Source organism: Pseudomonas moorei, assembly GCF_008801475.1.
Classification (GTDB): Bacteria; Pseudomonadota; Gammaproteobacteria; order Pseudomonadales; family Pseudomonadaceae; genus Aquipseudomonas; species Aquipseudomonas moorei.
Window position 1 is genome coordinate 114,907 of the sequence record NZ_VZPP01000004.1, and the last position, 21,617, is coordinate 136,523.

The 21,617-nt window shown below is 61.6% G+C and carries 23 protein-coding genes and 1 pseudogene; 14 read left to right on the forward strand and 10 right to left on the reverse strand.

Annotated features, from left to right (window positions below; genetic code table 11):
* Positions 1-163: 163 nt before the first annotated feature.
* The 10 genes from ccmA (at position 164) to F7R06_RS08335 (ending at position 7,534) form a co-directional block, all read left to right on the forward strand.
* Positions 164-799, forward strand: a complete 636-nt coding sequence (ccmA, locus tag F7R06_RS08290) for a cytochrome c biogenesis heme-transporting ATPase CcmA (RefSeq protein WP_090324239.1) — start codon at positions 164-166, stop codon at positions 797-799.
* A complete protein-coding gene (gene ccmB, locus F7R06_RS08295; protein WP_090327501.1) occupies positions 796-1,464 on the forward strand; it encodes a heme exporter protein CcmB in 669 nt (222 codons plus the stop codon). Before ccmA ends, ccmB begins: the two co-directional genes overlap by 4 nt.
* A gap of 79 nt (positions 1,465-1,543) precedes the next feature.
* Positions 1,544-2,299 carry a heme ABC transporter permease gene (locus F7R06_RS08300; RefSeq protein ID WP_090324237.1) on the forward strand — a complete coding sequence of 252 codons (756 nt, stop codon included), beginning with the start codon at positions 1,544-1,546 and terminating at the stop codon, positions 2,297-2,299.
* Positions 2,296-2,472 carry a heme exporter protein CcmD gene (ccmD, locus tag F7R06_RS08305; RefSeq protein WP_090324236.1) on the forward strand — a complete coding sequence of 59 codons (177 nt, stop codon included), beginning with the start codon at positions 2,296-2,298 and terminating at the stop codon, positions 2,470-2,472. The genes F7R06_RS08300 and ccmD overlap by 4 nt, the downstream gene beginning before the upstream one ends.
* Positions 2,469-2,924 (forward strand): cytochrome c maturation protein CcmE, encoded by a 456-nt coding sequence (gene ccmE, locus F7R06_RS08310; RefSeq protein WP_090324234.1) that lies wholly within the window; start codon positions 2,469-2,471, stop codon positions 2,922-2,924. The genes ccmD and ccmE overlap by 4 nt, the downstream gene beginning before the upstream one ends.
* Before the next feature lie 3 nt (positions 2,925-2,927).
* Positions 2,928-4,916, forward strand: a complete 1,989-nt coding sequence (locus F7R06_RS08315; RefSeq protein ID WP_090324231.1) for a heme lyase CcmF/NrfE family subunit — start codon at positions 2,928-2,930, stop codon at positions 4,914-4,916.
* The gene (locus F7R06_RS08320) at positions 4,913-5,449 is read left to right on the forward strand and encodes a DsbE family thiol:disulfide interchange protein (protein ID WP_090324230.1); all 537 of its coding nucleotides are present in this window, start codon (positions 4,913-4,915) and stop codon (positions 5,447-5,449) included. The genes F7R06_RS08315 and F7R06_RS08320 overlap by 4 nt, the downstream gene beginning before the upstream one ends.
* Positions 5,446-5,916 carry a cytochrome c-type biogenesis protein gene (locus F7R06_RS08325; RefSeq protein WP_090324228.1) on the forward strand — a complete coding sequence of 157 codons (471 nt, stop codon included), beginning with the start codon at positions 5,446-5,448 and terminating at the stop codon, positions 5,914-5,916. Before F7R06_RS08320 ends, F7R06_RS08325 begins: the two co-directional genes overlap by 4 nt.
* Complete coding sequence (gene ccmI / locus F7R06_RS08330; protein ID WP_090324226.1) at positions 5,913-7,115, forward strand: c-type cytochrome biogenesis protein CcmI; 1,203 nt, start codon at positions 5,913-5,915, stop codon at positions 7,113-7,115. The genes F7R06_RS08325 and ccmI overlap by 4 nt, the downstream gene beginning before the upstream one ends.
* 14 nt (positions 7,116-7,129) lie before the next feature.
* Positions 7,130-7,534: a hypothetical protein gene (locus tag F7R06_RS08335; protein ID WP_090324224.1), complete on the forward strand. Its 405-nt coding sequence runs from the start codon at positions 7,130-7,132 to the stop codon at positions 7,532-7,534.
* A gap of 174 nt (positions 7,535-7,708) precedes the next feature.
* Here F7R06_RS08335 and F7R06_RS08340 read toward each other — a convergent pair whose 3' ends face one another.
* Complete coding sequence (locus tag F7R06_RS08340; RefSeq protein ID WP_139204810.1) at positions 7,709-8,917, reverse strand: MFS transporter; 1,209 nt, start codon at positions 8,915-8,917, stop codon at positions 7,709-7,711.
* 144 nt (positions 8,918-9,061) lie between these two features.
* Between F7R06_RS08340 and F7R06_RS08345 the strand changes: the two genes are divergently transcribed.
* Together F7R06_RS08345 and phnN are read left to right on the forward strand one after the other, a co-directional pair.
* Positions 9,062-9,988, forward strand: coding sequence for a LysR family transcriptional regulator (locus F7R06_RS08345; protein WP_090324223.1), 927 nt, complete (start codon positions 9,062-9,064; stop codon positions 9,986-9,988).
* 170 nt (positions 9,989-10,158) lie between these two features.
* Complete coding sequence (phnN, locus tag F7R06_RS08350; RefSeq protein WP_090324221.1) at positions 10,159-10,722, forward strand: phosphonate metabolism protein/1,5-bisphosphokinase (PRPP-forming) PhnN; 564 nt, start codon at positions 10,159-10,161, stop codon at positions 10,720-10,722.
* Positions 10,723-10,771: 49 nt separating this feature from the next.
* Here the strand turns inward: phnN and F7R06_RS08355 are convergent.
* Together F7R06_RS08355 and F7R06_RS08360 are read right to left on the reverse strand one after the other, a co-directional pair.
* A pseudogene (locus F7R06_RS08355) lies at positions 10,772-10,990 on the reverse strand (LysR family transcriptional regulator); the annotation flags it as partial.
* A gap of 64 nt (positions 10,991-11,054) precedes the next feature.
* Positions 11,055-12,260 (reverse strand): MFS transporter, encoded by a 1,206-nt coding sequence (locus tag F7R06_RS08360; protein WP_090324220.1) that lies wholly within the window; start codon positions 12,258-12,260, stop codon positions 11,055-11,057.
* A 241-nt stretch (positions 12,261-12,501) separates the two neighbouring features.
* Here F7R06_RS08360 and F7R06_RS08365 point away from each other — a divergent pair, with 241 nt between their 5' ends.
* Both F7R06_RS08365 and F7R06_RS08370 read left to right on the forward strand, forming a co-directional pair.
* Positions 12,502-13,131 carry a hypothetical protein gene (locus F7R06_RS08365; RefSeq protein ID WP_174552484.1) on the forward strand — a complete coding sequence of 210 codons (630 nt, stop codon included), beginning with the start codon at positions 12,502-12,504 and terminating at the stop codon, positions 13,129-13,131.
* Between the two features lie 98 nt (positions 13,132-13,229).
* On the forward strand, positions 13,230-13,673 hold the full coding sequence (locus tag F7R06_RS08370) for a hypothetical protein (RefSeq protein ID WP_090324218.1): 444 nt from the start codon (positions 13,230-13,232) through the stop codon (positions 13,671-13,673).
* A 134-nt stretch (positions 13,674-13,807) separates the two neighbouring features.
* Here F7R06_RS08370 and F7R06_RS08375 read toward each other — a convergent pair whose 3' ends face one another.
* The 7 genes from F7R06_RS08375 to hyi all read right to left on the reverse strand — a co-directional run bounded on the left by F7R06_RS08375 (position 13,808) and on the right by hyi (position 21,526).
* Positions 13,808-14,806: a sulfate ABC transporter substrate-binding protein gene (locus tag F7R06_RS08375; RefSeq protein WP_090324216.1), complete on the reverse strand. Its 999-nt coding sequence runs from the start codon at positions 14,804-14,806 to the stop codon at positions 13,808-13,810.
* Between the two features lie 102 nt (positions 14,807-14,908).
* Positions 14,909-15,736 (reverse strand): ion transporter, encoded by an 828-nt coding sequence (locus F7R06_RS08380; protein WP_090324214.1) that lies wholly within the window; start codon positions 15,734-15,736, stop codon positions 14,909-14,911.
* A gap of 21 nt (positions 15,737-15,757) precedes the next feature.
* Entirely contained in the window at positions 15,758-16,672 is a 915-nt protein-coding gene (locus F7R06_RS08385; RefSeq protein WP_090324213.1) for an urea transporter, read from the reverse strand.
* A gap of 162 nt (positions 16,673-16,834) precedes the next feature.
* On the reverse strand, positions 16,835-18,250 hold the full coding sequence (gene pyk, locus F7R06_RS08390) for a pyruvate kinase (RefSeq protein ID WP_090324211.1): 1,416 nt from the start codon (positions 18,248-18,250) through the stop codon (positions 16,835-16,837).
* Positions 18,247-19,521 carry a glycerate kinase type-2 family protein gene (locus tag F7R06_RS08395; protein WP_090324209.1) on the reverse strand — a complete coding sequence of 425 codons (1,275 nt, stop codon included), beginning with the start codon at positions 19,519-19,521 and terminating at the stop codon, positions 18,247-18,249. The genes pyk and F7R06_RS08395 overlap by 4 nt, the downstream gene beginning before the upstream one ends.
* Positions 19,522-19,686: 165 nt before the next feature.
* Positions 19,687-20,577: a 2-hydroxy-3-oxopropionate reductase gene (locus F7R06_RS08400; RefSeq protein WP_090324206.1), complete on the reverse strand. Its 891-nt coding sequence runs from the start codon at positions 20,575-20,577 to the stop codon at positions 19,687-19,689.
* A gap of 166 nt (positions 20,578-20,743) precedes the next feature.
* Complete coding sequence (hyi, locus tag F7R06_RS08405) at positions 20,744-21,526, reverse strand: hydroxypyruvate isomerase (protein ID WP_090324205.1); 783 nt, start codon at positions 21,524-21,526, stop codon at positions 20,744-20,746.
* Positions 21,527-21,617: the final 91 nt, after the last annotated feature.

Genomic DNA, 21,617 nt, shown 5'->3' on the forward strand with positions numbered 1-21,617 from the left:
AGTAGGAAATGGCATGTATAATGCCGCCCCGTTGTATACAGAGTGGCCGAAACATTGCAATTATTTGACCCAGCTCTCTAGTTCGGGCTGCCAATACCTTTATTCTGCCTCTCTTTAACGGCCGCGCCAGAGCCGACTTGAACCGTATAAGGCCCGTGAACCCTTGACCAGTCCTGTCCTGCAAACCGTTGCCCTTGCCTGTGAGCGAGACCTTCGGCTGCTCTTCGAAAATCTCGATTTGAGACTGGCCAGTGGCGAAATGGTACAGATCAGCGGCCCCAACGGCAGTGGGAAAACCAGCCTGCTACGCCTGCTTTCGGGCCTGATGCAGCCGACCGACGGTCAAGTGCTGCTCAATGGCCAGCCACTTAACGAACAACGCACGGAACTGGCGCGCAACCTGCTGTGGATCGGCCATGCCGCCGGGATCAAGGACCTGCTGACGCCTGAAGAGAACTTGAGCTGGCTTTGTGCGCTGCATCAGCCGGCCTCCCATGAAGCCATCGGGCAAGCCCTGGCGGCGGTCGGACTGCGGGGGTTCGAGGATGTTCCCTGCCACACACTGTCCGCTGGCCAGCAGCGTCGTGTCGCGCTGGCCCGGTTGTACCTGGATTGCCCACCCCTGTGGATTCTCGACGAACCGTTCACCGCCCTCGACAAACAAGGCGTGGCGCAACTCGAAGAGCACCTCGCCGCGCACTGCGAGCGCGGTGGCATGGTGGTGTTGACCACTCACCATACCCTGAGCCGGATGCCGGCCGGTTATCGCGACATTGATCTGGGGAAATGGGCCGTATGAGTGTTTTCGGCCTGTTGGTCGCCCGTGAGGCCCGTTTGCTGTTTCGCCGTCCGGCGGAACTGGCCAATCCGCTGGTATTCTTCGCCATCGTCGTTTCGTTGTTCCCGTTGGCGGTCGGACCTGAGTCTCAATTGTTGCAAACCTTGTCTCCGGGACTGGTCTGGGTCGCAGCCCTTTTATCGGTTTTGCTCTCGCTGGACGGGCTTTTCCGCAGTGATTTCGAAGACGGATCACTGGAACAGTGGGTCCTTTCGCCGCACCCCCTGGCTCTTCTGGTATTGGCCAAGGTGCTGGCACACTGGATGTTTTCCGGCCTGGCACTGGTTTTGCTCGCGCCCTTGCTGGCGTTGATGCTCGGTTTGCCTGCCGCTTGTCTGCCGGTGTTGCTGCTTTCCTTATTGCTGGGTACACCGGTGCTGAGCCTGCTCGGTGCGGTGGGCGCGGCACTGACGGTGGGTTTGAAGCGCGGTGGCCTGTTGCTGGCGTTGCTGATTCTGCCGTTGTACATCCCGGTGTTGATTCTTGGCAGTGGCGCCTTGCAGGCGGCGTTGCAAGGCATGCCGGCGACCGGTTATCTGCTGTGGCTTGGTAGCCTGACCGCCCTGGCGATAACCCTGACACCCTTTGCAATAGCCGCTGGCCTGAAGATCAGCGTCGGCGAATAATGAGGTCTGGTTAAAAAGTAACCAGTAAAGACCCTTTGGCTGGCTCGTGACAACGAGCGGCAACCGTGATGGAAACAGTATGAACTGGACGTGGTTTCACAAGCTCGGCTCGCCCAAGTGGTTCTACGGCATCAGCGGCAAATTGCTGCCGTGGCTGAGTGTCGCGGCGTTGTTGCTGATCGGCGTTGGCGTGGTCTGGGGCCTGGCCTTCGCGCCGCCCGACTACCAGCAGGGCAACAGTTTTCGGATCATCTACATCCACGTTCCGGCCGCCATGCTGGCGCAGTCCATTTATGTGATGCTGGCCGTGTGCGGCATCGTCGGATTGGTCTGGAAAATGAAACTGGCCGATGTCGCCCTGCAATGCGCGGCGCCCATCGGTGCCTGGATGACCGCCGTGGCGCTGGTCACCGGCGCGATCTGGGGCAAACCGACCTGGGGCTCGTGGTGGGTCTGGGATGCCCGACTAACGTCCATGCTGATATTGCTGTTCCTGTACTTCGGTCTCATTGCGCTGGGCAATGCGATCAGCAATCGTGAGAGCGCCGCCAAGGCGTGCGCAGTGCTGGCCATTGTCGGTGTGATCAACATCCCGATCATCAAGTACTCGGTGGAGTGGTGGAACACCCTGCACCAGGGCGCGACCTTCACCCTCACCGAAAAACCGGCGATGCCCGCCGAAATGTGGCTGCCGTTGTTGCTGACGGCGCTGGGTTTCTACTGTTTCTTCGGCGCGGTGTTGTTGCTGCGCATGCGCCTTGAAGTGCTCAAGCGCGAAGCGCGGGCCAGTTGGGTGAAAGCCGAAGTGGAAAACAGTCTGGAGGTCGCTCGATGAGTTTTGCTTCATTCGGCGACTTCATCGCCATGGGCCATCATGGCCTGTATGTCTGGTCAGCCTACGGCATTTGCCTGGCGGTGCTGGCCATCAACGTGGCGGCGCCGATCCTGGCCCGCAAGCGGTATCTGCAACAAGAGGCGCGACGTCTGCGCCGGGAGAGCGGCAAGTGAATCCCCTGCGTAAAAAGCGTCTAATCATCATTCTCGCGATCCTGGTCGGTGTCGGCGCTGCCGTCGGCCTGGCCCTGAGCGCCCTGCAGCAGAACATCAATCTGTTTTACACCCCGACCCAGATCGCCAACGGCGAAGCGCCGCATGACACGCGCATCCGCGCCGGCGGCATGGTCGAGAAGGGGTCGCTGCAACGTTCCAGCGATTCCCTGGACGTGAAGTTCATCGTCACCGACTTCAACAAATCGGTCACCATCACCTATCGCGGCATCCTCCCGGACCTGTTCCGCGAAGGGCAGGGCATCGTCGCCCTGGGCAAGCTCAATGCCGATGGCGTGGTGGTGGCCGATGAAGTGCTGGCCAAGCACGATGAAAAGTACATGCCGCCGGAAGTGACCAAGGCCCTCAAGGACAGTGGTCAAACCGCTCCAACACCTGCGAAGGAGGGTTGATCCATGACTTCCGCAATCTTCATCCCCGAACTGGGCCACCTGGCCATGATCCTGGCGCTGTGTTTTGCGCTGGTACAAGCCGTGGTGCCGTTGCTCGGTGCCTGGCGCGGTGACCGCTTGTGGATGAGCCTGGCCCAGCCCGCGGCCTGGGGCCAGTTCGCCTTTCTGGTATTCGCCTTCGGGTGCCTGACCTACGCGTTCATGACTGACGACTTCTCCGTCGCCTATGTCGCCAGCAATTCCAACAGCTCGTTGCCCTGGTACTACAAATTCAGCGCCGTGTGGGGCGCGCACGAAGGTTCGTTGCTGCTCTGGGCGCTGATCCTTGGCGGCTGGACCTTCGCGGTGTCGGTGTTCTCCCGGCAGTTGCCGCAAGTGATGCTGGCGCGGGTACTGGCGGTCATGGGCATGATCAGCACTGGTTTCCTGCTGTTCCTGATCCTCACGTCCAACCCGTTCTCGCGGATCCTGCCGCAGATTCCGGCAGACGGTCGCGACCTGAATCCGTTGCTGCAAGACATCGGCCTGATCGTGCACCCGCCGATGCTGTACATGGGCTATGTCGGTTTTTCCGTGGCCTTCGCGTTCGCCATCGCCGCATTGCTGGGCGGTCGTCTTGATGCCGCGTGGGCTCGCTGGTCGCGCCCCTGGACTATCGTGGCCTGGGCGTTCCTCGGTATCGGCATCACCCTTGGCTCGTGGTGGGCCTACTACGAACTGGGTTGGGGCGGCTGGTGGTTCTGGGACCCGGTGGAAAACGCTTCCTTCATGCCATGGCTGGTGGGCACTGCGCTGATTCACTCATTGGCGGTCACGGAAAAACGTGGCGTGTTCAAAAGCTGGACCGTGCTGCTGGCCATCGCCGCTTTCTCGCTGAGCTTGCTGGGCACGTTCCTGGTACGTTCCGGCGTGCTGACCTCGGTGCACGCCTTTGCCTCCGACCCGGAGCGCGGCGTGTTCATCCTGATTTTCCTGTTGTTTGTGGTCGGTGGCTCGCTGACGCTGTTCGCGCTGCGCGCTCCGGTGGTCAAGAGCCAGGTCGGCTTCAACCTCTGGTCACGGGAAACCCTGCTGCTGGGCAACAACCTGGTGCTGGTGGTCGCGGCTTCGATGATCCTGTTGGGCACCTTGTATCCGTTGGTTCTGGACGCGATGACCGGCGCCAAGCTGTCGGTCGGCCCACCGTATTTCAACGCGCTGTTCATTCCGTTGATGGCACTGCTGATGCTGGTGATGGCGGTCGGCGTGATCGTGCGCTGGAAAGACACGCCGGTGAAATGGCTGGCGGGCATGCTGACCCCGGTGTTGCTCGGCAGTGCTGCGCTGGCCGTGGTAGCCGGCGTCGCCTATGGCGATTTCAACTGGGCAGTACTGGCGACCTTCATGCTGGCCGCCTGGGTGTTGCTGGCCGGTGTGCGTGACATCTTCGACAAGACACGCCACAAGGGCCTGATCAAAGGCCTGCCGACCCTGACCCGCAGTTATTGGGGCATGCAGCTGGCCCACCTGGGCATCGCGGTCTGCGCCCTCGGCGTGGTGCTGTCGAGTCAGAACAGTGCCGAGCGCGATCTGCGCCTGGCGCCCGGCGAATCGATGGACCTGGCCGGTTATCACTTCATCTTCGAAGGCGCCAAGCACTTCGAAGGCCCGAACTTCACGTCTGACAAGGGCACCATCCGGGTCATCCGCGACGGTCGGGAAGTCACCGTGCTGCACCCGGAAAAACGCCTCTACACCGTGCAGAATTCGGTGATGACCGAAGCCGGGATCGACGCCGGGTTCACCCGTGACCTGTATGTCGCACTGGGCGAGCCGCTGGGTGATGGCGCATGGGCCGTGCGCGTGCACGTCAAGCCGTTCGTGCGCTGGATCTGGTTCGGCGGGTTGCTCACCGGTCTGGGCGGGTTGCTGGCGGCGCTGGATCGACGCTATCGGGTCAAGGTGAAAAGCCGCGTGCGTGAAGCACTGGGCATGTCGGGAGCCACTGCATGAGACGTTGGTTGATGCTTTTGCCACTGGTGATTTTTCTGGTGGTCGCTGTTTTCCTGTATCGCGGTCTGTACCTGGACCCGGCCGAGTTGCCTTCGGCCATGATCAACAAGCCGTTCCCCGAGTTCTCCCTGCCAGCGGTGCAGGGCGACAAGACCCTGACCCGTGCCGACATTCTGGGTAAGCCGGCGCTGGTCAACGTGTGGGGCACCTGGTGCATTTCCTGCCGGGTCGAGCACCCGGTGCTCAACAAGCTCGCCGAGAAGGGCGTGGTGATCTACGGCATCAACTACAAGGACGTCAATGCCGACGCCCTGAAGTGGCTGAACGAGTACCACAACCCTTACCAGCTCGACATCCGCGATGACGAAGGCACCCTGGGCTTGAACCTCGGCGTCTACGGCGCCCCGGAAACCTTCTTCATCGACGCCAAGGGCATCATCCGCGACAAGTTCGTCGGCGTGATCGACGAGCAGGTCTGGCGTGAAAAACTGGCCGCCAAGTATCAGGCGCTGGTCGACGAGGCCAAGCCATGAAGCGCTGGATCGCCGCCGTCATTTTGGGTTTGAGCCTGGCCGGTGTGGCGCAGGCGGCCATCGACACCTATGAGTTCGCCAAGGAAGCGGATCGCGAGCGTTTTCGCGAGCTGACCAAGGAGTTGCGCTGCCCCAAGTGCCAGAATCAGGACATCGCCGACTCCAACGCGCCCATCGCCGCGGACCTGCGCAAAGAGATTTTCCGCATGCTCGGCGAGGGCAAGGACAACCAGCAGATCATCGACTTCATGGTTGATCGCTACGGTGACTTCGTCCGCTATAAACCCGCTCTCAATGCCAAGACTGCACTGCTCTGGTTCGGCCCTGCCGGTCTGCTGCTGGGCGGTTTCGTTATCATCGCGGTGATCGTCCGCCGTCGTCGCGCGCAACGCGCCGGCACCCCGGGCTCGCTTTCTGCCGAGGAGCGCGAGCGCCTCGACCACCTGTTGGATAAAAACCAAGAATGATTGATTTCTGGCTCGCTGCAGGTCTGCTGCTTCTGGTGGCCCTGAGTTTTCTGCTGATCCCCGTTCTGCGTAGTCGTCGCGCCCAGCTCGAAGAGGATCGTACCGCCCTTAACGTGGCGCTGTATCAAGAGCGCGTGGCTGAGTTGCAGACTCAGCAGGAAGAGGGCGTACTCGATGCGGCGCAAATGGACGCCGGTCGTGCCGAAGCTGCCCGTGAATTGCTCGCCGACACTGAAGGCGTCGCCGCGCCGCGGGTATCGCGCCTTGGCAAGCCCGCGCCGTTGCTGGCAGCGGTCCTGGTGCCGGTGCTGGCCCTGGGTTTGTACCTGCATTTCGGCGCCAGCGACAAGGTAGAGCTGACCCGGGAATTCTCCCAGCCACCGCAGTCGATGGAGGAAATGACCCGGCGTCTGGAGCGTGCGGTCGCGGCGCAGCCGGATTCTGCCGAGGCCCTGTATTTCCTCGGTCGTACCTACATGACCCAGGATCGTCCTGCCGATGCCGCGAAGATTTTCGAGCGCACGGTGAACCTGGCCGGTCGTCAGCCGGAACTGCTCGGTCAATGGGCCCAGGCCCAGTACTTCGCCGATGGCAAGCAGTGGTCCGAGAAAATCCAGGCACTGACTGACGAAGCACTCAAGGCTGATCCGAAAGAAGTCACCAGCCTCGGGCTGCTGGGTATCGCGGCTTTCGAAGGTCAGCGTTATCAGCAAGCCATTGATTACTGGAATCGCCTGATGGAGCAATTGCCGCCAGACGACCAGTCCCGAGTGGCGCTGCAGGGCGGCATCACCCGCGCCACCGAGAAACTGGTGGCCAGCGGCGGCAAGGTGGCCGAGGCACCTGCGGCCAAACCGGCGGCGCGGCTCAAGGTCCATGTTGACCTGGCTGCCGAGCTGAAGGGCAAGGTCCAGCCGGGTGACAGCGTGTTCATCTTCGCCCGCGCCACCTCCGGCCCACCCGCGCCGTTGGCAGCCAAGCGCCTGACCGTGGCGGACTTGCCGGCAACCGTCGAACTGGGCGATGCCGATGCGATGATGCCGCAGTTGAAACTGTCGAACTTCCCTGAAGTCCAACTGGTTGCGCGCATCTCCCGTGCCGGTCAACCGACGGCAGGTGAGTGGGTCGGTCGCAGCCAACCCCTGGCCAGCAGCACCACCGCGCCGCAGACACTGACCATCGACAGCCCGGATAAATAACAGGAAACGCCACCATGACCGCCATCGCTCGTATCACCTTGCTCAGCGTTGTTTTGGGGCTGAGCGCTTGTGCGGTCCAACGGCCACCCGAGCATCAGACCCCGCCACCGATCCCGTCACAGCCTGGCACCAAGCCGACGCCCTCGACCGCGCCGGGCAAACCGACCACACCGGGCAAGCCCGCCAAGCCGCTGCCGCGCACCTCGGCCAGCTTCGCGCCGCCGCCGGGTGGCAATAGCCATTGGGACCCGAAACTGGGGGTCTATGTGCTCGACGATCAACCGAATACGTTTTACCGTCAGCGCACCTACTACCGCTGGGATAATGGCTGGAGCCGTTCGATCAGTCCGAACGGGCCGTGGGAAGAGACGGATATCCATGGGGTGCCGGGTGGTTTGGGGCGGCAATTCGGGCAGTAATGCAAAGGCGACCTTCGGGGTCGCCTTTTTTTGTGGGGGCTTGAATGGCTTGTAGGCGCTGGCTTGTCGGGGCGCCGCATCGCAGCGATGGCGGTGTGTCAGGAGGCACTTGGTTGATTGGCCAGGTGTCGTCGCAAGCAAGCTTCACTTCTGCAACACCGGCACCTGTCTCGATCAAGCCTTCGCCTGGCGCGGCGCACCGCTCCAATGGATTGCCAGGGCGATGAGTCCAAGCACGACACCAAAGACGGCGATGCCTGACCAGCCGTAGCGTGCCATCAGCCAGCCACTGACCGCCGCACCCACCGCACCGCCGAAAAAGGTGGCAGTCATGTACAGGCTGTTGATGCGACCCTGTGCTTTGGGGTCTACGGCGAATGCGCGGGTCTGGTTGGATACCAGGCCGGACTGCACACCGATATCGAGCACAATCACCCCCAGTACGAGCAATGCCAGCGAGGTCTGCGCGCCGGCCAGCAGCAGGTAGGCCAGGGTGACGATACCGATGCTGGCGCCAATCACACTGCGCGAGCCCAAGCGATCAGCAGCACGGCCACCCAGCGATGCAGCGAGTGCACCGGCCGCGCCGATGATGCCGAAGCCTCCCGCCCAGGCACTGCCCAGCTGCCAGGGACCCTTGGCCAGCAAGGTCGCCAGGTTGACCCAGAAGGCGTTGAAGCAGGCCCACAACAATGCCTGGACGATCATCGATTGCCGAATCGCCGAGTTATCGCGCATCAGTGGCCAGAGTGAGGCGAGCAGGCGCGGATAGGAAAGATGGGTGCTCGGCACACCTTGCGGAAGCAGTGTGGCCGCAGCGATCCAGACCGGGATCATGAACGCGGCTTCCACGCCATAGACCGCGCGCCAGCCCCAAGTCTCACCGACCACGCCACTGATGGTGCGACCGAGCAGGATGCCAACCATGATGCCACTGACCACCGTGCCGACGTTACGCCCGCGCTCGCTCGGCTTTGACATCACGGCGGCGAATGGCACCAGTTGCTGGGGCACGCAGCTGACGATGCCGAGGCCGAAAGACGCCGCGATCAGCGTGCCGACGCCGGGCGAAATGGCTGCCGCGATCGCGAAGCAGAACGCCAATGCGATTTGACCCAGCACCAGTTTGCGCCGGTCAAAACGGTCGCCCATAGGCAGCAAGAGGGCCAGCCCGGTGGCGAACCCCAACAGGGCTGCGCCGGCTACCAGATCGACTGTCGTCACGTCGAGCCCGAGGTCCGATGCAATCAAGGGCAGGATCGGCTGGGTGCAGTAAATGTTGGTGATCACCGCACCGGCGATGATCGCCATCATGATGATCTTGCCGCGGGACGCCAGGGCCGGCGCTGTCGTACTTTCGGATGATAAGGGCAGGGCGCTCACGAAACTCTCCTTCCAGGTTGGTTTTCCGGCATGTGCGACGTGATATCGCGCGCGGAAGTTGAATGACCAACCTTACGGGTTCGCATAAATATGGATAATCCCCTAGGATCGGGAATCATCCTTCCATAATTTGATAGGGTCACGATGAATCGCCTTGAATCCATGTCTGTGCTGATCGCCGTGGTCGATTCGGGCAGTTTGTCGGGCGCTGCGCGGCAGCTCGGCATGCCACTGGCTACGGTCAGCCGCAAGGTGGCGGAGCTGGAATCACACCTGCAGACGCGTCTGCTTCACCGCACCACCCGGCAACTCTCGTTGACCGAAGCCGGCGCTTCGTACGTGGCGGCCTGTCGGCGTATTCTTGAGGACATCGCCGAGGTCGAGCGCGCCGCGACCGGGGAATACGCCTCGCCCAAAGGTGAACTGGTGGTCACCGCTCCGGTGGTTTTCGGACGCTTGCATCTGGTGCCGGTGATTGCGGAATTTCTCGCGCATTATCCGGAGATCGAGATCAATCTGATGCTCACCGATCGTGTCGTGCATCTGATGGAAGAGCACTGCGACGTCGCGGTGCGCATTGGCGACTTGCCCGACAGCTCGCTGATGGCCACACAAGTGGGGGCCGTGCGCCGGGTTGTTTGTGCAAGCCCGGATTACCTCGCGACCCATGGCATACCCTTCAAGCCTGCTGATCTGGCCGGGCACGCCTGCATTACCTTCGAAGTCCTGGCGTCCGTAGGGGCCTGGGTGTTCGAAACGGGCAAATCAGAGGTGTCCGTGCGCGTTCATTCCCGGCTGGCCGTCAATACGGCGGAAGCGGCCATCGACGCGGCGATGCTCGGGGTGGGCGTGATACGGGTGTTGTCCTATCAGGTTGCCGATGCCCTGCGCAAAGACGCCCTGCGTGTGGTGCTCGAGCCTTTCGAATCGTTGCCGCTGCCTGTCAGCCTTGTGCATAAGGGGCAGGCGCCGTTACCCCTGAAGTTGCGGGCATTCCTCGACTTTGTGACCCCGCGCTTGCGTGCTCGCACGGCGGGCCAGGCAGCTCCAGGAGAACGCGTTTCTCTGTAGGCGCGATGGCGGTCAACGATGATGCGTGCTGTCTGATTGACCGCGTTATTCGCCCCGAACAGCGTGCGCGGCGGATCGCACTCGGGTAACGTGGCCGCCGCTGACCTCGCGGCTCAAGGGCTGTCGGTGGTCCAACAACAAGTCTGGCGACTAGCGAAGAGGGTGTTCTGATGGCGGGCAGGTTGATCTATCTCATCGGACCTTCCGGTTCGGGCAAGGACAGCCTGCTGGATGCCGCGCGAGCACGGCTGGCCGAACGCGGCTGCCGAGTCGTGCGGCGAGTCATTACTCGCTCGGCAGAGGCGGTGGGGGAGGCGGCGCTGGGTGTCAGCATGCAAGAGTTCGCCGAGATGGAGGCCCAGGGCGCCTTTGCCTTGAGTTGGCACGCTAACGGTCTGGCCTATGGCATCCCGCGGGAAATCGATGACTGGCTTGCGACGGGGGACGACGTGTTGGTCAATGGCTCTCGCGGGCACCTGCAGAACACTCACGAGCGCTATCCCGACGTAATAGTGCTGTTACTGACGGTGGATCAAGCCGTGTTGCGCCAGCGCCTGCTGGCGCGCGGGCGTGAATCGGTGGTCGAGATCGATCAGCGATTGGCACGCAACGCCCGTTTCAATGAGCGCTTGCTGGCCGATAGCGAGCCTGCCGTGCATCTGCTCGACAACTCCGGGCCGCTGGAGTACACGGTGGAGCGCTTGCTGGTCTGCATCGACAAACCAGAAGCATGAGCCTGATGTCGCTGGCGCATGTCGGGTAAATTCAAAGCGCCTTTGCCAGCACCTCGCGTTTGGCCCGTTCGAAAAAAGCCAGGCCCGCTTCGGTGGGCGTGAGGCCGCGGGTCGAACGCAGCAATAACCGAACGGCGAGCCGTGCCTCCAGTTGCGCAATGGTTTTCGACACGGCTGGCTGACCGATGTTCAGGCGACGGGCGGCTGCGGAAAACGAACCGGTTTCCACCACGTAGATGAAGGTTTCCATTGCGGCGAGGCGGTCTATCACAGGTCCTTTTGCAGCGCTAGACGAGGTCGGCGAGCCGGCGTGGAGTCAGCCTGCCTGCCATTTATGCGGTAACCAGGGACGGTTGTCTTGAAGCCGTCAAAAACCGCAGCAACGCCAGCAGCGGAAACGCACTGCCAACCACCACGATCCACAACCAGCCACCCTGTTCGTACACCAGGCTGGCTACCGATGATCCGAACGCACCCCCAATGAAAATGCTGGTCATGTACAGGGCGTTGAGTCGGCTGCGGCTTTTGGCATCGAGAGCGTAGACCGCGCGTTGGCCCAGGACCATGTTCATCTGCACGCAGAAATCGAGTACCACACCGGTCACCGCCAGACCGATGACGCTGTAGGCCGGATGGATGAAGGCCGGCAGGAAGCTCAGGCTGGCGAACAGCAGGGCCAGCAAGGACGCGACGCGGGTGTGGCCGGCATCGGCCAGGCGCCCGGCGATGGGCGCGGCGATGGCGCCGATGGCACCGACCAGCGCGAAGATCGCAATCTGGCTTTGCGACAGGCCATGGTTGCGCGCCAGTTCCAGGGGCACCGCCGTCCAGAACAGGCTGAACGTGGCAAACATGCAACCCTGGTAGAAGGCGCGTTGACGCAGCACCGGTTGCTGGCGCAACAGCGTCCACAGCGAGCCCAGCAACTGGCCATAAGAAGCACTGTGATCCGGTTGGCGCTTGGGGATGGTCACGGCGAGCACAACGCTGATGGCGGCCATCAACAGCGCCGCAATGACAAACATCGCTCGCCAGCCGAAGTGGTCCGCAACGACGCTGGAGACCGGCCGCGCCAACAGAATCCCCAGCAGCAAGCCGCCCATGATCCCGCCGACCACACGACCGCGAGATTCTTCCGGTGCCAGATGCGCGGCCAGTGGAATCAGGATCTGCACGGACACCGAACTGAAGCCCACCAGCAGCGAAATCAGCAAAAACACGTTCGGCTGATCGGTGAACGCCGCGCCCAGCAGGCTGGCAATCGCCACCACGGTGGTGATGATCATCAGCCGACGGTTCTCCAGCAAATCACCCAGTGGTACCAGGAAGAACAGGCCCAGCGCATAACCGATCTGAGTCAACGAAACAATCAGGCTGGCCATGGTGTTGGTCAGGCCGATGTCCGGAGCGATCAGGCCGATAATGGGTTGCGCGTAGTAAATGTTGGCCACGATGGCGCCACAACAAAAAGCGAACAGCAACACCATGCCTCGGGTCATTGTCGCCGTGCCGTGGGGCACTGGGGTCGCTGGGTTCATAACGTTTCTCGCTGAAAAAAGGGAATGCGCGCAGGCTAATGACGTGACGAGTACGGCGGAAGAGTGATTGGAGTGATAGCACTCATTCCGTTGCGGAATGAGTGACGGGATCATGTGCCATCGGCCCGTGAACCTTGCGTCGAAACTTTGAGGGCTGATGATACATTCACTTACATCTTGTTCGATAGCATGCTTATGTTCTCCCTTGCCTCCTTAACGTTCATTAGCGGAAGTCACGTCCATGAATGCGATGTTGCGTTACCTGATTCGCGGCGCCTCTCTGGTTACGTTGGTCGGTTTGTTCTCGGTCAGTTGGGCTCAGGCACAAGAGGCGCCCGGCATGCACATTGGTGTGCGCGGCGAGATCATCGAGGTCAGCGCCGATTGGGTGAAAGTCCATGCCAACAGCGGTGAAAACCTGACCGTCAACCTGAACAAGGACACCAGGATCCGCGCCGTTACCCTGGCCAATATCGAAGACATCAAACCCGGCAGTTACATCGGCTCGGCCGCCATTCCTCAAGAGGATGGCAGCCTGAAGGCGCTGGAAGTCCACGTTTTCCCACCGGAACTGGCGGGCAGTGGCGACGGGCATCGCCCCTTTGATCTGGCCAAGGGCAGCAGCATGACCAATGGCAGCGTCGGCGACCTGGTGGTCAGCAACGGCCGGATCCTGACCGTGAACTATAAGGGCGGCCAGCAGAAGATTCTGGTGCCGGAGGACGTGCCCATCGTCAACGTGCTGCCGGGGGATCGCAGCTTGCTCAAAGTGGGGACGAAAATCGTCACGTTCGTCACCCAAAGCGCCGACGGCACGTTGACGGCGCAGTCGATTTCGGCCGGCAAGGACGGGGTGACGCCGCCGATGTAAGGCCTACCGACCATCCGAAGAAAAACCCGCTTAGCCCTGACGGCTAGACTCTACAGGGGGATCACTTCAACGCGTCCTTACCAAGCGGGAGCATCACGATGAAAATCGTATCTTCGCTGGCATTGGTGGTAGCGGTCGGGTGCATCTGCGGATGCTCAACAGTGCCTGACCGTCAGGTCACCAATGTTCCCCTCAACGCTACTTCCATCAACGCCGGGCATATCGCCCGGCCCATCATGATGTCCAGTGGTCATGAAACCGTGTTCTGGTTTGCCGTCAGTGGCGAGAGCATGGGCAGCGCTTTACCAGGCCGTCTGATGGCCTACATCTATCCGGGAAGCTGTGCGAGCCTGGGTTCGAAACCGGCCTATGACATGAACGACGGTCCGAACGCGCGGTTCTATTCCCAGGCATCGCACCAGTATTTCTGGAAAAGCGCACCGGTAGCCGTCGAGACGCTTCGAGCGGGCGGCTATGCATTGGTGGTGCGGGAAAGTCCGGCCGATGGTCACCAGAGTATTTTCTGCGGCAACTTGAGCTGAAACAGCAGGTGAAAAAAACTGTGGGAGCGAGCTTGCCCGCGATGATATCTGCACAATCAACATCGTCGTTGACTGCCATGACCCCATCGCCAGCTAGCTCGCTCCCACCGTCGTTGCAGTGTTCGTTCAGGTGATTACTGACCGCTATAGATCTGGTCGAAAACGCCACCATCATTGAAGTGGGTTTTCTGCACGGTGCGCCAGTCGCCAAAGGTTTTCTCCACCGAGAGGAATTCCACTTTCGGGAAGCGATCGGTGTACTTGGCCAGCACGGCCGGGTCACGCGGACGCAGGTAGTTCGCCGCCGCAATCTCCTGGCCTTCCGGCGACCACAGGTACTTCAGGTATTCCTCGGCGGCTGCGCGGGTGCCTTTCTTGTCGACGGTTTTGTCGACCACCGACACCGGCGGCTCGGCTTCGGCGGAGACGCTTGGGTAGATGACTTCAAACTGATCGCGGCCGAACTCGCGGGCGATCATTTCCGCTTCGTTTTCGAAGGTCACCAGCACATCGCCGATCTGGTTGGTCATGAAGGTGGTGGTAGCGGCTCGGCCACCGGTATCGAGCACTGGCGCCTGTTTGAACAGTTTGCCGACGAAGGCTTTGGCCTTGTTCTCGTCGCCGCCGTTCTTCAGCACATAGCCCCACGCCGACAGGTAGGTGTAGCGGCCGTTACCCGAGGTTTTCGGGTTCGGCACGATGACTTGCACGCCATCCTTGAGCAGGTCCGGCCAATCCTTCAGCGCTTTCGGGTTGCCCTTGCGGACGATGAACACGGTGGCCGAGGTAAACGGCGCGCTGTTATTCGGCAGGCGCGTCACCCAGTTTTCCGGGACCAGTTTGCCGTTGTCTGCCAGGGCGTTGATGTCGGTGGCCATGTTCATGGTGATGACGTCAGCCGGCAGGCCATCGATGACCGATCGCGCCTGTTTGCTGGAGCCGCCGAAGGACATCTGCAGGGTGATGTTTTCGTTGTGTTCGGCTTGCCAGTGTTTCTGGAACGCAGTGTTGTAGTCCTTGTAGAAATCGCGCATCACGTCGTAGGAAACGTTGAGCAGGGTCGGTGCGGCCTGAGCCACACTGGTCAGTGCCAGGCCAGCGGCCAGAAGCGAGGCGCCTAAGAGTTTTTTCACTGCGCAATCCTTGTTCTGAAAGTTTGTTTTTAAAGGTGAGGCAATTTGCCAGCGACTATAGCCGGGCTCGCATAGTCCTTTAAAGATTAAAAAGCACTTTGCTTATTCCAGTTTCTTGAACAATGCATTGCCGCAACGAGAGCAGAACGCGGCGTCGGGTTCATGGCTGTTTTTCCGGCACACCGGGCATTCGTGGTCAAGGTTTTCACCCCGCATGGCGTTGGCCAGTTCAGCGGTGAATATGCCGGTCGGCACGGCGATGATCGAGTAACCGGTGATCATCACCAGCGAGGAAACCACCTGCCCCAGCGGCGTCTTCGGCACGATGTCGCCGAAGCCTACGGTGGTCAGGGTCACGATAGCCCAATAGATGCCTTTGGGAATGCTGGTGAAGCCGTGTTCCGGGCCTTCGATCACATACATCAAGGTGCCGAACACCGTCACCAGCGTGCAGACGCTGACCAGGAACACCACGATTTTCTGCTTGCTGCCGCGCAGGGCAGACATCAGGTAGTTGGCCTGTTTCAGGTAAGGGCTGAGCTTGAGCACGCGGAAAATCCGCAGCATCCGAATGATCCGGATGATCAGCAGGTACTGCGCATCGGAATAGTACAGCGCGAGGATGCCGGGCACGATGGCGAGCAAATCCACCAGTCCATAAAAGCTGAAGGCGTAGCGCAGTGGCTTGGGCGAACAGTACAGGCGCAGGCCATATTCAATGGCGAAGATGACCGTGAAACCCCATTCGATATACGCCAGCACATCGGCGTAGTCCTGGTGCACCGCATCGATGCTGTCGAGCATCACGACCACCAGGCTGGCGAGGATGATCAACAGCAAAATGCCGTCGAAACGCCGACCGGCCTTGGTGTCGGTCTGGAAAACCATGACGTAGAGCTGTTCACGCCATTTTTTAGTACTGATGTCCATGGATAACGCCTGACTCGAGAATCAGCGCAGCCTAGGTCGATTCTCCCCGGGAGCGCAAGGCGCAGAGGCATCCATGGCGTTGCCGAACACTTGAGCCACCGAACGGACCAGCCAGCAGGCGAGGATGAACGGCGCGGTCAGCGTGGGCAGGCCGATCGTGGCGAACACCGGCGTCAGCAGCAGCGCCAATGCAATGCCGGCCAGTGGCAGCCACGGTTGCAGGCGCTGCGAGCTGAAGGCGAGGGCAGCGAGCACGGCGTTATAGCCACCGAGGCCGAGCAGGGCGGTGTAGAAATCATGGTGCAGCAGGCTCCAGCCCATGCCCGCGACAGACGCCAACAGCGCCCAGCAGAATGCGCGACGGTCAGCAATCAGCAAGCCGGCGGCAATCATCGCACCGGCCAGCGGATGACCGAGGAACATCACCTGACCAAAGCCTTTTAGGGGCGCGGCGAGCATGTTCAGCGTGTCGACTTCGATCAAATGTGCCTGGGTCGAGGGCGTGGCGAAGCACAGCAGCACCCAGCTCAATACCACGAAGGGCGTGGTGTAGGCGGGTAGGCATTGGTTGAACCGGGCGCGCTTGAGCCACTGTTGAGTGAGCATCGCGCTCAGCCCGCCGCAGGCGATGATCACCAGCGGCAGCATGGCCGACCAGGGGAAGTACAGGCTCAGCAACAACCCGAGCAGGACGCCGTTGTAACTGAACAGCCCGGCCTGGCGATCGGCCTTGGCGTAGCCGCGACGTTGTGCGGTGAGCAACCCGGCGACGCCGCCGAGCAGCGCGCCGCCGAGCAGGGCGGGTGCGGTAAACAGAATGGCAAGCAGGCACAACAGACCGAACAGCGGATGACGCTGGAGGAATATCTGGCTGAAGCCGTTGAGCGTGGCCGTTGCCCAATCAGGGCAATGGGTGTTGAAGTGGTTGGCAGGCATGGCAGTTCTGAAAGTCAAAGGGAGCGAGTCGGTCGAGCGCGACCCCGGCTGATCGCCAGCAGGCTGGCTCCCACACTGAATCTCTGTTCAGTATTGATTTCGTGATCGACACAAAAACCATGTGGGAGCCAGCCTGCTGGCGATGAGGCCGGTATGGGCGCTCTAGATCAACGTCTCGATGCGCAAAGAGTTAGTCGATCCCGGCTGCCCAAACGGCACACCTGCCGTGATCAATAACGTGTCGCCGCGCTGGGCCATGCCTTGGGCCTGGGCGATTTCCAGTGCTGTCGAGCAGACTTCATCGACCTGGCGCAGGCGATCGTTGACCACCGAGTGCACGCCCCACGCCACGCTCAGGCGACGGGCGGTTTGCAGGTTCGGCGTCAGGTTGAGGATCGGCACCGTCGGCCGCTCCCGTGCCGCTCGCAGGGTCGACGCGCCGGACTCGCTGTAATTCACCAGTACGGCCACCGGCAGCACATTGCTGATGCGACGGATCGCGCAGCTGATCGCGTCGGAAACGGTCGCTTCGGCTTTCGGCCGGCTGACGTCCAGTTGGGTCTGGTAGTCCGGACCGTTTTCCACCTGACGGATGATCTTGCTCATCATCTGCACGGCTTCGAGCGGGTATTCGCCGGAGGCGGTTTCCGCCGACAGCATCACCGCATCGGCACCTTCGGCCACGGCGTTGGCCACATCGGTGACTTCAGCGCGGGTCGGGGCCGGCGAGAAGCGCATCGATTCGAGCATCTGGGTGGCCACCACCACCGGTTTACCCAGTTGGCGACAGGTGCTGATGATGTTTTTCTGGATCTGCGGCACGCTTTCGGCCGGCACCTCCACGCCGAGGTCACCCCGGGCAACCATGATCGCGTCGCTCAACTCGGCGATTTCCCGCAGTTGGGTGACCGCCGATGGTTTCTCGATCTTGGCCATCAAGAACGCTCTGTCGCCGATCAGGGCGCGGGCTTCGCGGATGTCGTCCGGACGCTGCACGAACGACAGTGCCACCCAGTCCACACCGAGTTCGAGACCGAAGCTCAAGTCGCGGCGATCCTTGGCGGTCAACGGGCTGAGATCGAGCACCGCTTGCGGCACGTTCACCCCTTTGCGATCCGACAGTTCGCCGCCATTGAGCACGGTGGTGTCGATGGCGTCGGCGTACTTGGTGACCACCCGCAGGCGCAGCTTGCCATCGTCCAGTAGCAGGTCCATGCCCGGCTCCAGCGCGGCGATGATTTCCGGATGCGGCAGGTTGACCCGGCGCTCATCGCCCGGCGTGGTGTCGAGGTCCAGGCGCAGGGCCTGACCGCGGACCAGTTGCACCTTGCCTTCGGCGAACTTGCCGACCCGCAGTTTCGGGCCTTGCAGGTCCATCAGGATGCCAAGCGGATAATTCAGCTGACGCTCGACTTCACGGATCCACTGATAGCGCTGGGCGTGGTCGGCGTGGTCGCCGTGGCTGAAGTTCAGGCGGAAGATATTGACCCCGGCCTGCACCAGCTCGCGGATGTCGTCGATTCCGTCGGTGGCAGGGCCGAGGGTGGCGAGGATTTTGACCTTTTTATCAGGCGTCATGGTTTTGGGCTCTCGAGAATCAGAATGGCGCGGAAGTCATTGACGTTGGTGCGGGTCGGCTCGGTGACGATCAGTGCGTCCAGCGCCTCGAAGTAACCGTAACCATTGTTGTTGTCCAGCTCGTCGCTGGCGCTCAAGCCGAGGGCGGCGGCACGCTCGTAACTGTCCGGGGTCATGATCGCGCCGGCGTTGTCTTCGGAGCCGTCGATGCCATCGGTGTCACCGGCCAGCGCGTAGACACCGGGCAGGCCCTTGAGGCTGTCAGTCAGGCTGAGCAGGAATTCAGCGTTGCGTCCGCCCCGGCCATTGCCGCGTACGGTCACGGTGGTTTCGCCACCCGAAAGGATCACGCACGGCGCCGGCACTGGCTGCCCATGCAGGACCACTTGGCGGGCGATGCCGGCGTGGACTTTGGCCACCTCGCGGGATTCGCCTTCCAGGTCGCCGAGAATCAGCGGGCTGAAGCCGGCCTGGCGGCATTTCACGGCGGCAGCTTCCAGCGATTGCTGCGGGCGGGCGATCAATTGGAAATGACTGCGGGCCAGGCTTGGGTCGCCGGGCTTGACCGTCTCCGATTCCGGGCTTTGCAGCCAGGTGCGCACGGACGGCGGAACTTCGATGTCGTAGCGCTTGAGAATCGCCAGCGCCTCGGCCGAAGTACTGGGGTCGGCCACGGTGGGGCCGGAGGCGATGACCGTGGCGAGGTCGCCCGGTACATCGGAAATCGCATAGGTATAAACAGTGGCGGGCCAGCAGGCCTTGCCCAGACGACCGCCCTTGATCGCCGAGAGGTGCTTGCGCACGCAGTTCATCTCGCCGATGGTCGCGCCGGATTTGAGCAGGGCTTTGTTGATCGACTGCTTGTCGGCCAGGGTAATGCCGGCGGCGGGCAGGGCGAGCAATGCCGAACCCCCGCCCGAGAGCAGGAAGATCACGCGGTCGGCTTCGGTCAGGTTGCTGACCAGTTCAAATACCCGTTTGGCCACGGCCTGGCCGGCTGCATCCGGTACCGGGTGCGCGGCTTCGACCACTTCGATTTTTTCACAGGGCGCGCCATGGCCATAACGCGTCACGACCAGGCCGGACACTTCACCCTGCCAGCAGCGTTCGACCACCTGGGCCATGGCCGCGGCGGCTTTACCGGCACCGATGACGATTACCCGACCGCTGCGATCCTTGGGCAAATGGGCTTCGAGGACTTGCTGCGGATGGGCGGCGTCGATGGCTGTGGCGAACAGCTCGCGGAGGAATTGTTGCGGATCGACCGACATGGCGGGCTCCCGGAATTCTTGTTATTGGAGTAGGGCGAAAACAGGTGTTTCGGCTCGGTCCCTGTGGGAGCTGGCTTGCCCGCGATGCAGGCGCCGCGGTCTTACAGGCAGACCGAGGCGATGTCACCGCGGGCAAGCCCGCTCCCACAGGTATTGCGGCGAATGTTACTTATCGCGAATCGAGAAATTCGCCATGTGCTCCAGGCCTTTGATCAGTGCCGAGTGATCCCAGTTGCTGCCACCGATGGCCGCGCAGGTGCTGAACACTTGCTGGGTGTTGGCGGTGTTCGGCAGGTTGATGTTCAGCTCCTTGGCGCCTTGCAGGGCCAGGTTCAGGTCCTTCTGATGCAGGCTGATGCGGAAGCCCGGATCGAAGGTGCCCTTGATCATGCGCTCACCGTGCACTTCCAGGATTTTCGACGAAGCGAAACCGCCCATCAGCGCTTCACGCACCTTGGCTGGATCGGCACCGTTTTTCGAGGCGAACAGCAGGGCTTCGGCCACGGCCTGGATGTTCAGGGCCACGATGATCTGGTTCGCCACTTTCGCGGTCTGACCGTCGCCATTGCCACCGACCAGAGTGATGTTTTTGCCCATGGCCTGGAACAGCGGCAAAGCGCGTTCGAAGGCATCGGCGTCGCCACCGACCATGATGCTCAGGGTCGCAGCTTTGGCGCCGACTTCACCGCCGGACACAGGCGCGTCGAGGTACTGGGCGCCTTTCTCGTTGATCTTGGCAGCGAACGCCTTGGTGGCGGTTGGCGAGATCGAGCTCATGTCGATCACGATCTTGCCTTTGCCAACGCCAGCGGCAACGCCATCGGCGCGGAACAGCACGTCATCGACCTGCGGGGTATCCGGCACCATGACGATGATGAATTCGGCTTCCTGGGCCACTTCTTTCGGGTTCGCCAGGGCAACGGCGCCAGCGGCGACCAGGTCGGCAGGCGCGGCGTCGTGGTGCGCGGACAGGAACAGGCTGTGACCGGCTTTCTGCAGGTTCAACGCCATTGGGTGGCCCATGATGCCGGTGCCGATAAATCCGATTTTAGCCATGAGAAAATCCTCGTTGTATTTCGATGCTGCAATGCAGTCTTGGACGCAGCGGATTCATTGTGGGAGCTGCCTCGCCAGCGATGGCGTTGGGTCAGGCAACCTATTTGTCTTGTGTGCTGCCGCCATCGCGGGCAAGCCCGCTCCCACAGGGTTTTGTGTCGTTCGTTCAGATCGCGTTATGGGTTTTCAGCCAGCCCAGGCCTGCTTCAGTGGTGGTCAACGGCTTGTATTCGCAGCCGACCCAACCCTGGTAACCGATGCGGTCCAGGTGTTCGAACAGGAAGCGGTAGTTGATTTCACCGGTGCCTGGTTCATTGCGCCCCGGGTTGTCCGCGAGCTGTACGTGGTTGATCTCGCCCAGGTGCGATTGCAGGGTGCGGGCCAGGTCGCCCTCCATGATTTGCATGTGATAGATGTCGTATTGCAGGAACAGGTTGGCGCTGCCGACCTGCTCGCGAATCGACAGGGCTTGCGCCGTGTTGTTCAGGTAGAAGCCCGGGATGTCGCGGGTGTTGATCGCTTCCATCACCAGCTTGATGCCCGCCGCCTGCAGCTTGTCGGCCGCGTACTTGAGGTTGGCGACGAAGGTTTTTTCCACGGTGGCGTCGTCGAAGCCTTGTGGACGAATCCCGGCCAGACAGTTGACCTGGGTGTTGCCCAGCACCTGTGCGTAAGCGATGGCCAGATCGACGCCGGCGCGGAATTCTTCGACACGGTCCGGCAGGCAGGCAATGCCGCGTTCGCCCTTGGCCCAGTCACCGGCCGGCAGGTTGAACAGCACTTGGGTCAGACCGTTTGCGTCGAGCCTGGCCTTGATTTCGGCAGAGCTGAAGTCGTACGGGAACAGGTATTCGACACCCGTGAAGCCGGCCTTGGCGGCCGCGTCGAAACGGGCGAGAAAGTCCTGTTCGGTGAACAGCATGGACAGGTTGGCTGCGAAACGCGGCATGGTGGTCTCCTGTAAATTTGTCAGGTCCCTTATGGGAGCGAGTCTGTGGCGAGGGAGCAAGCTCCCTCGCCACACAGGCGCGCTCACACGG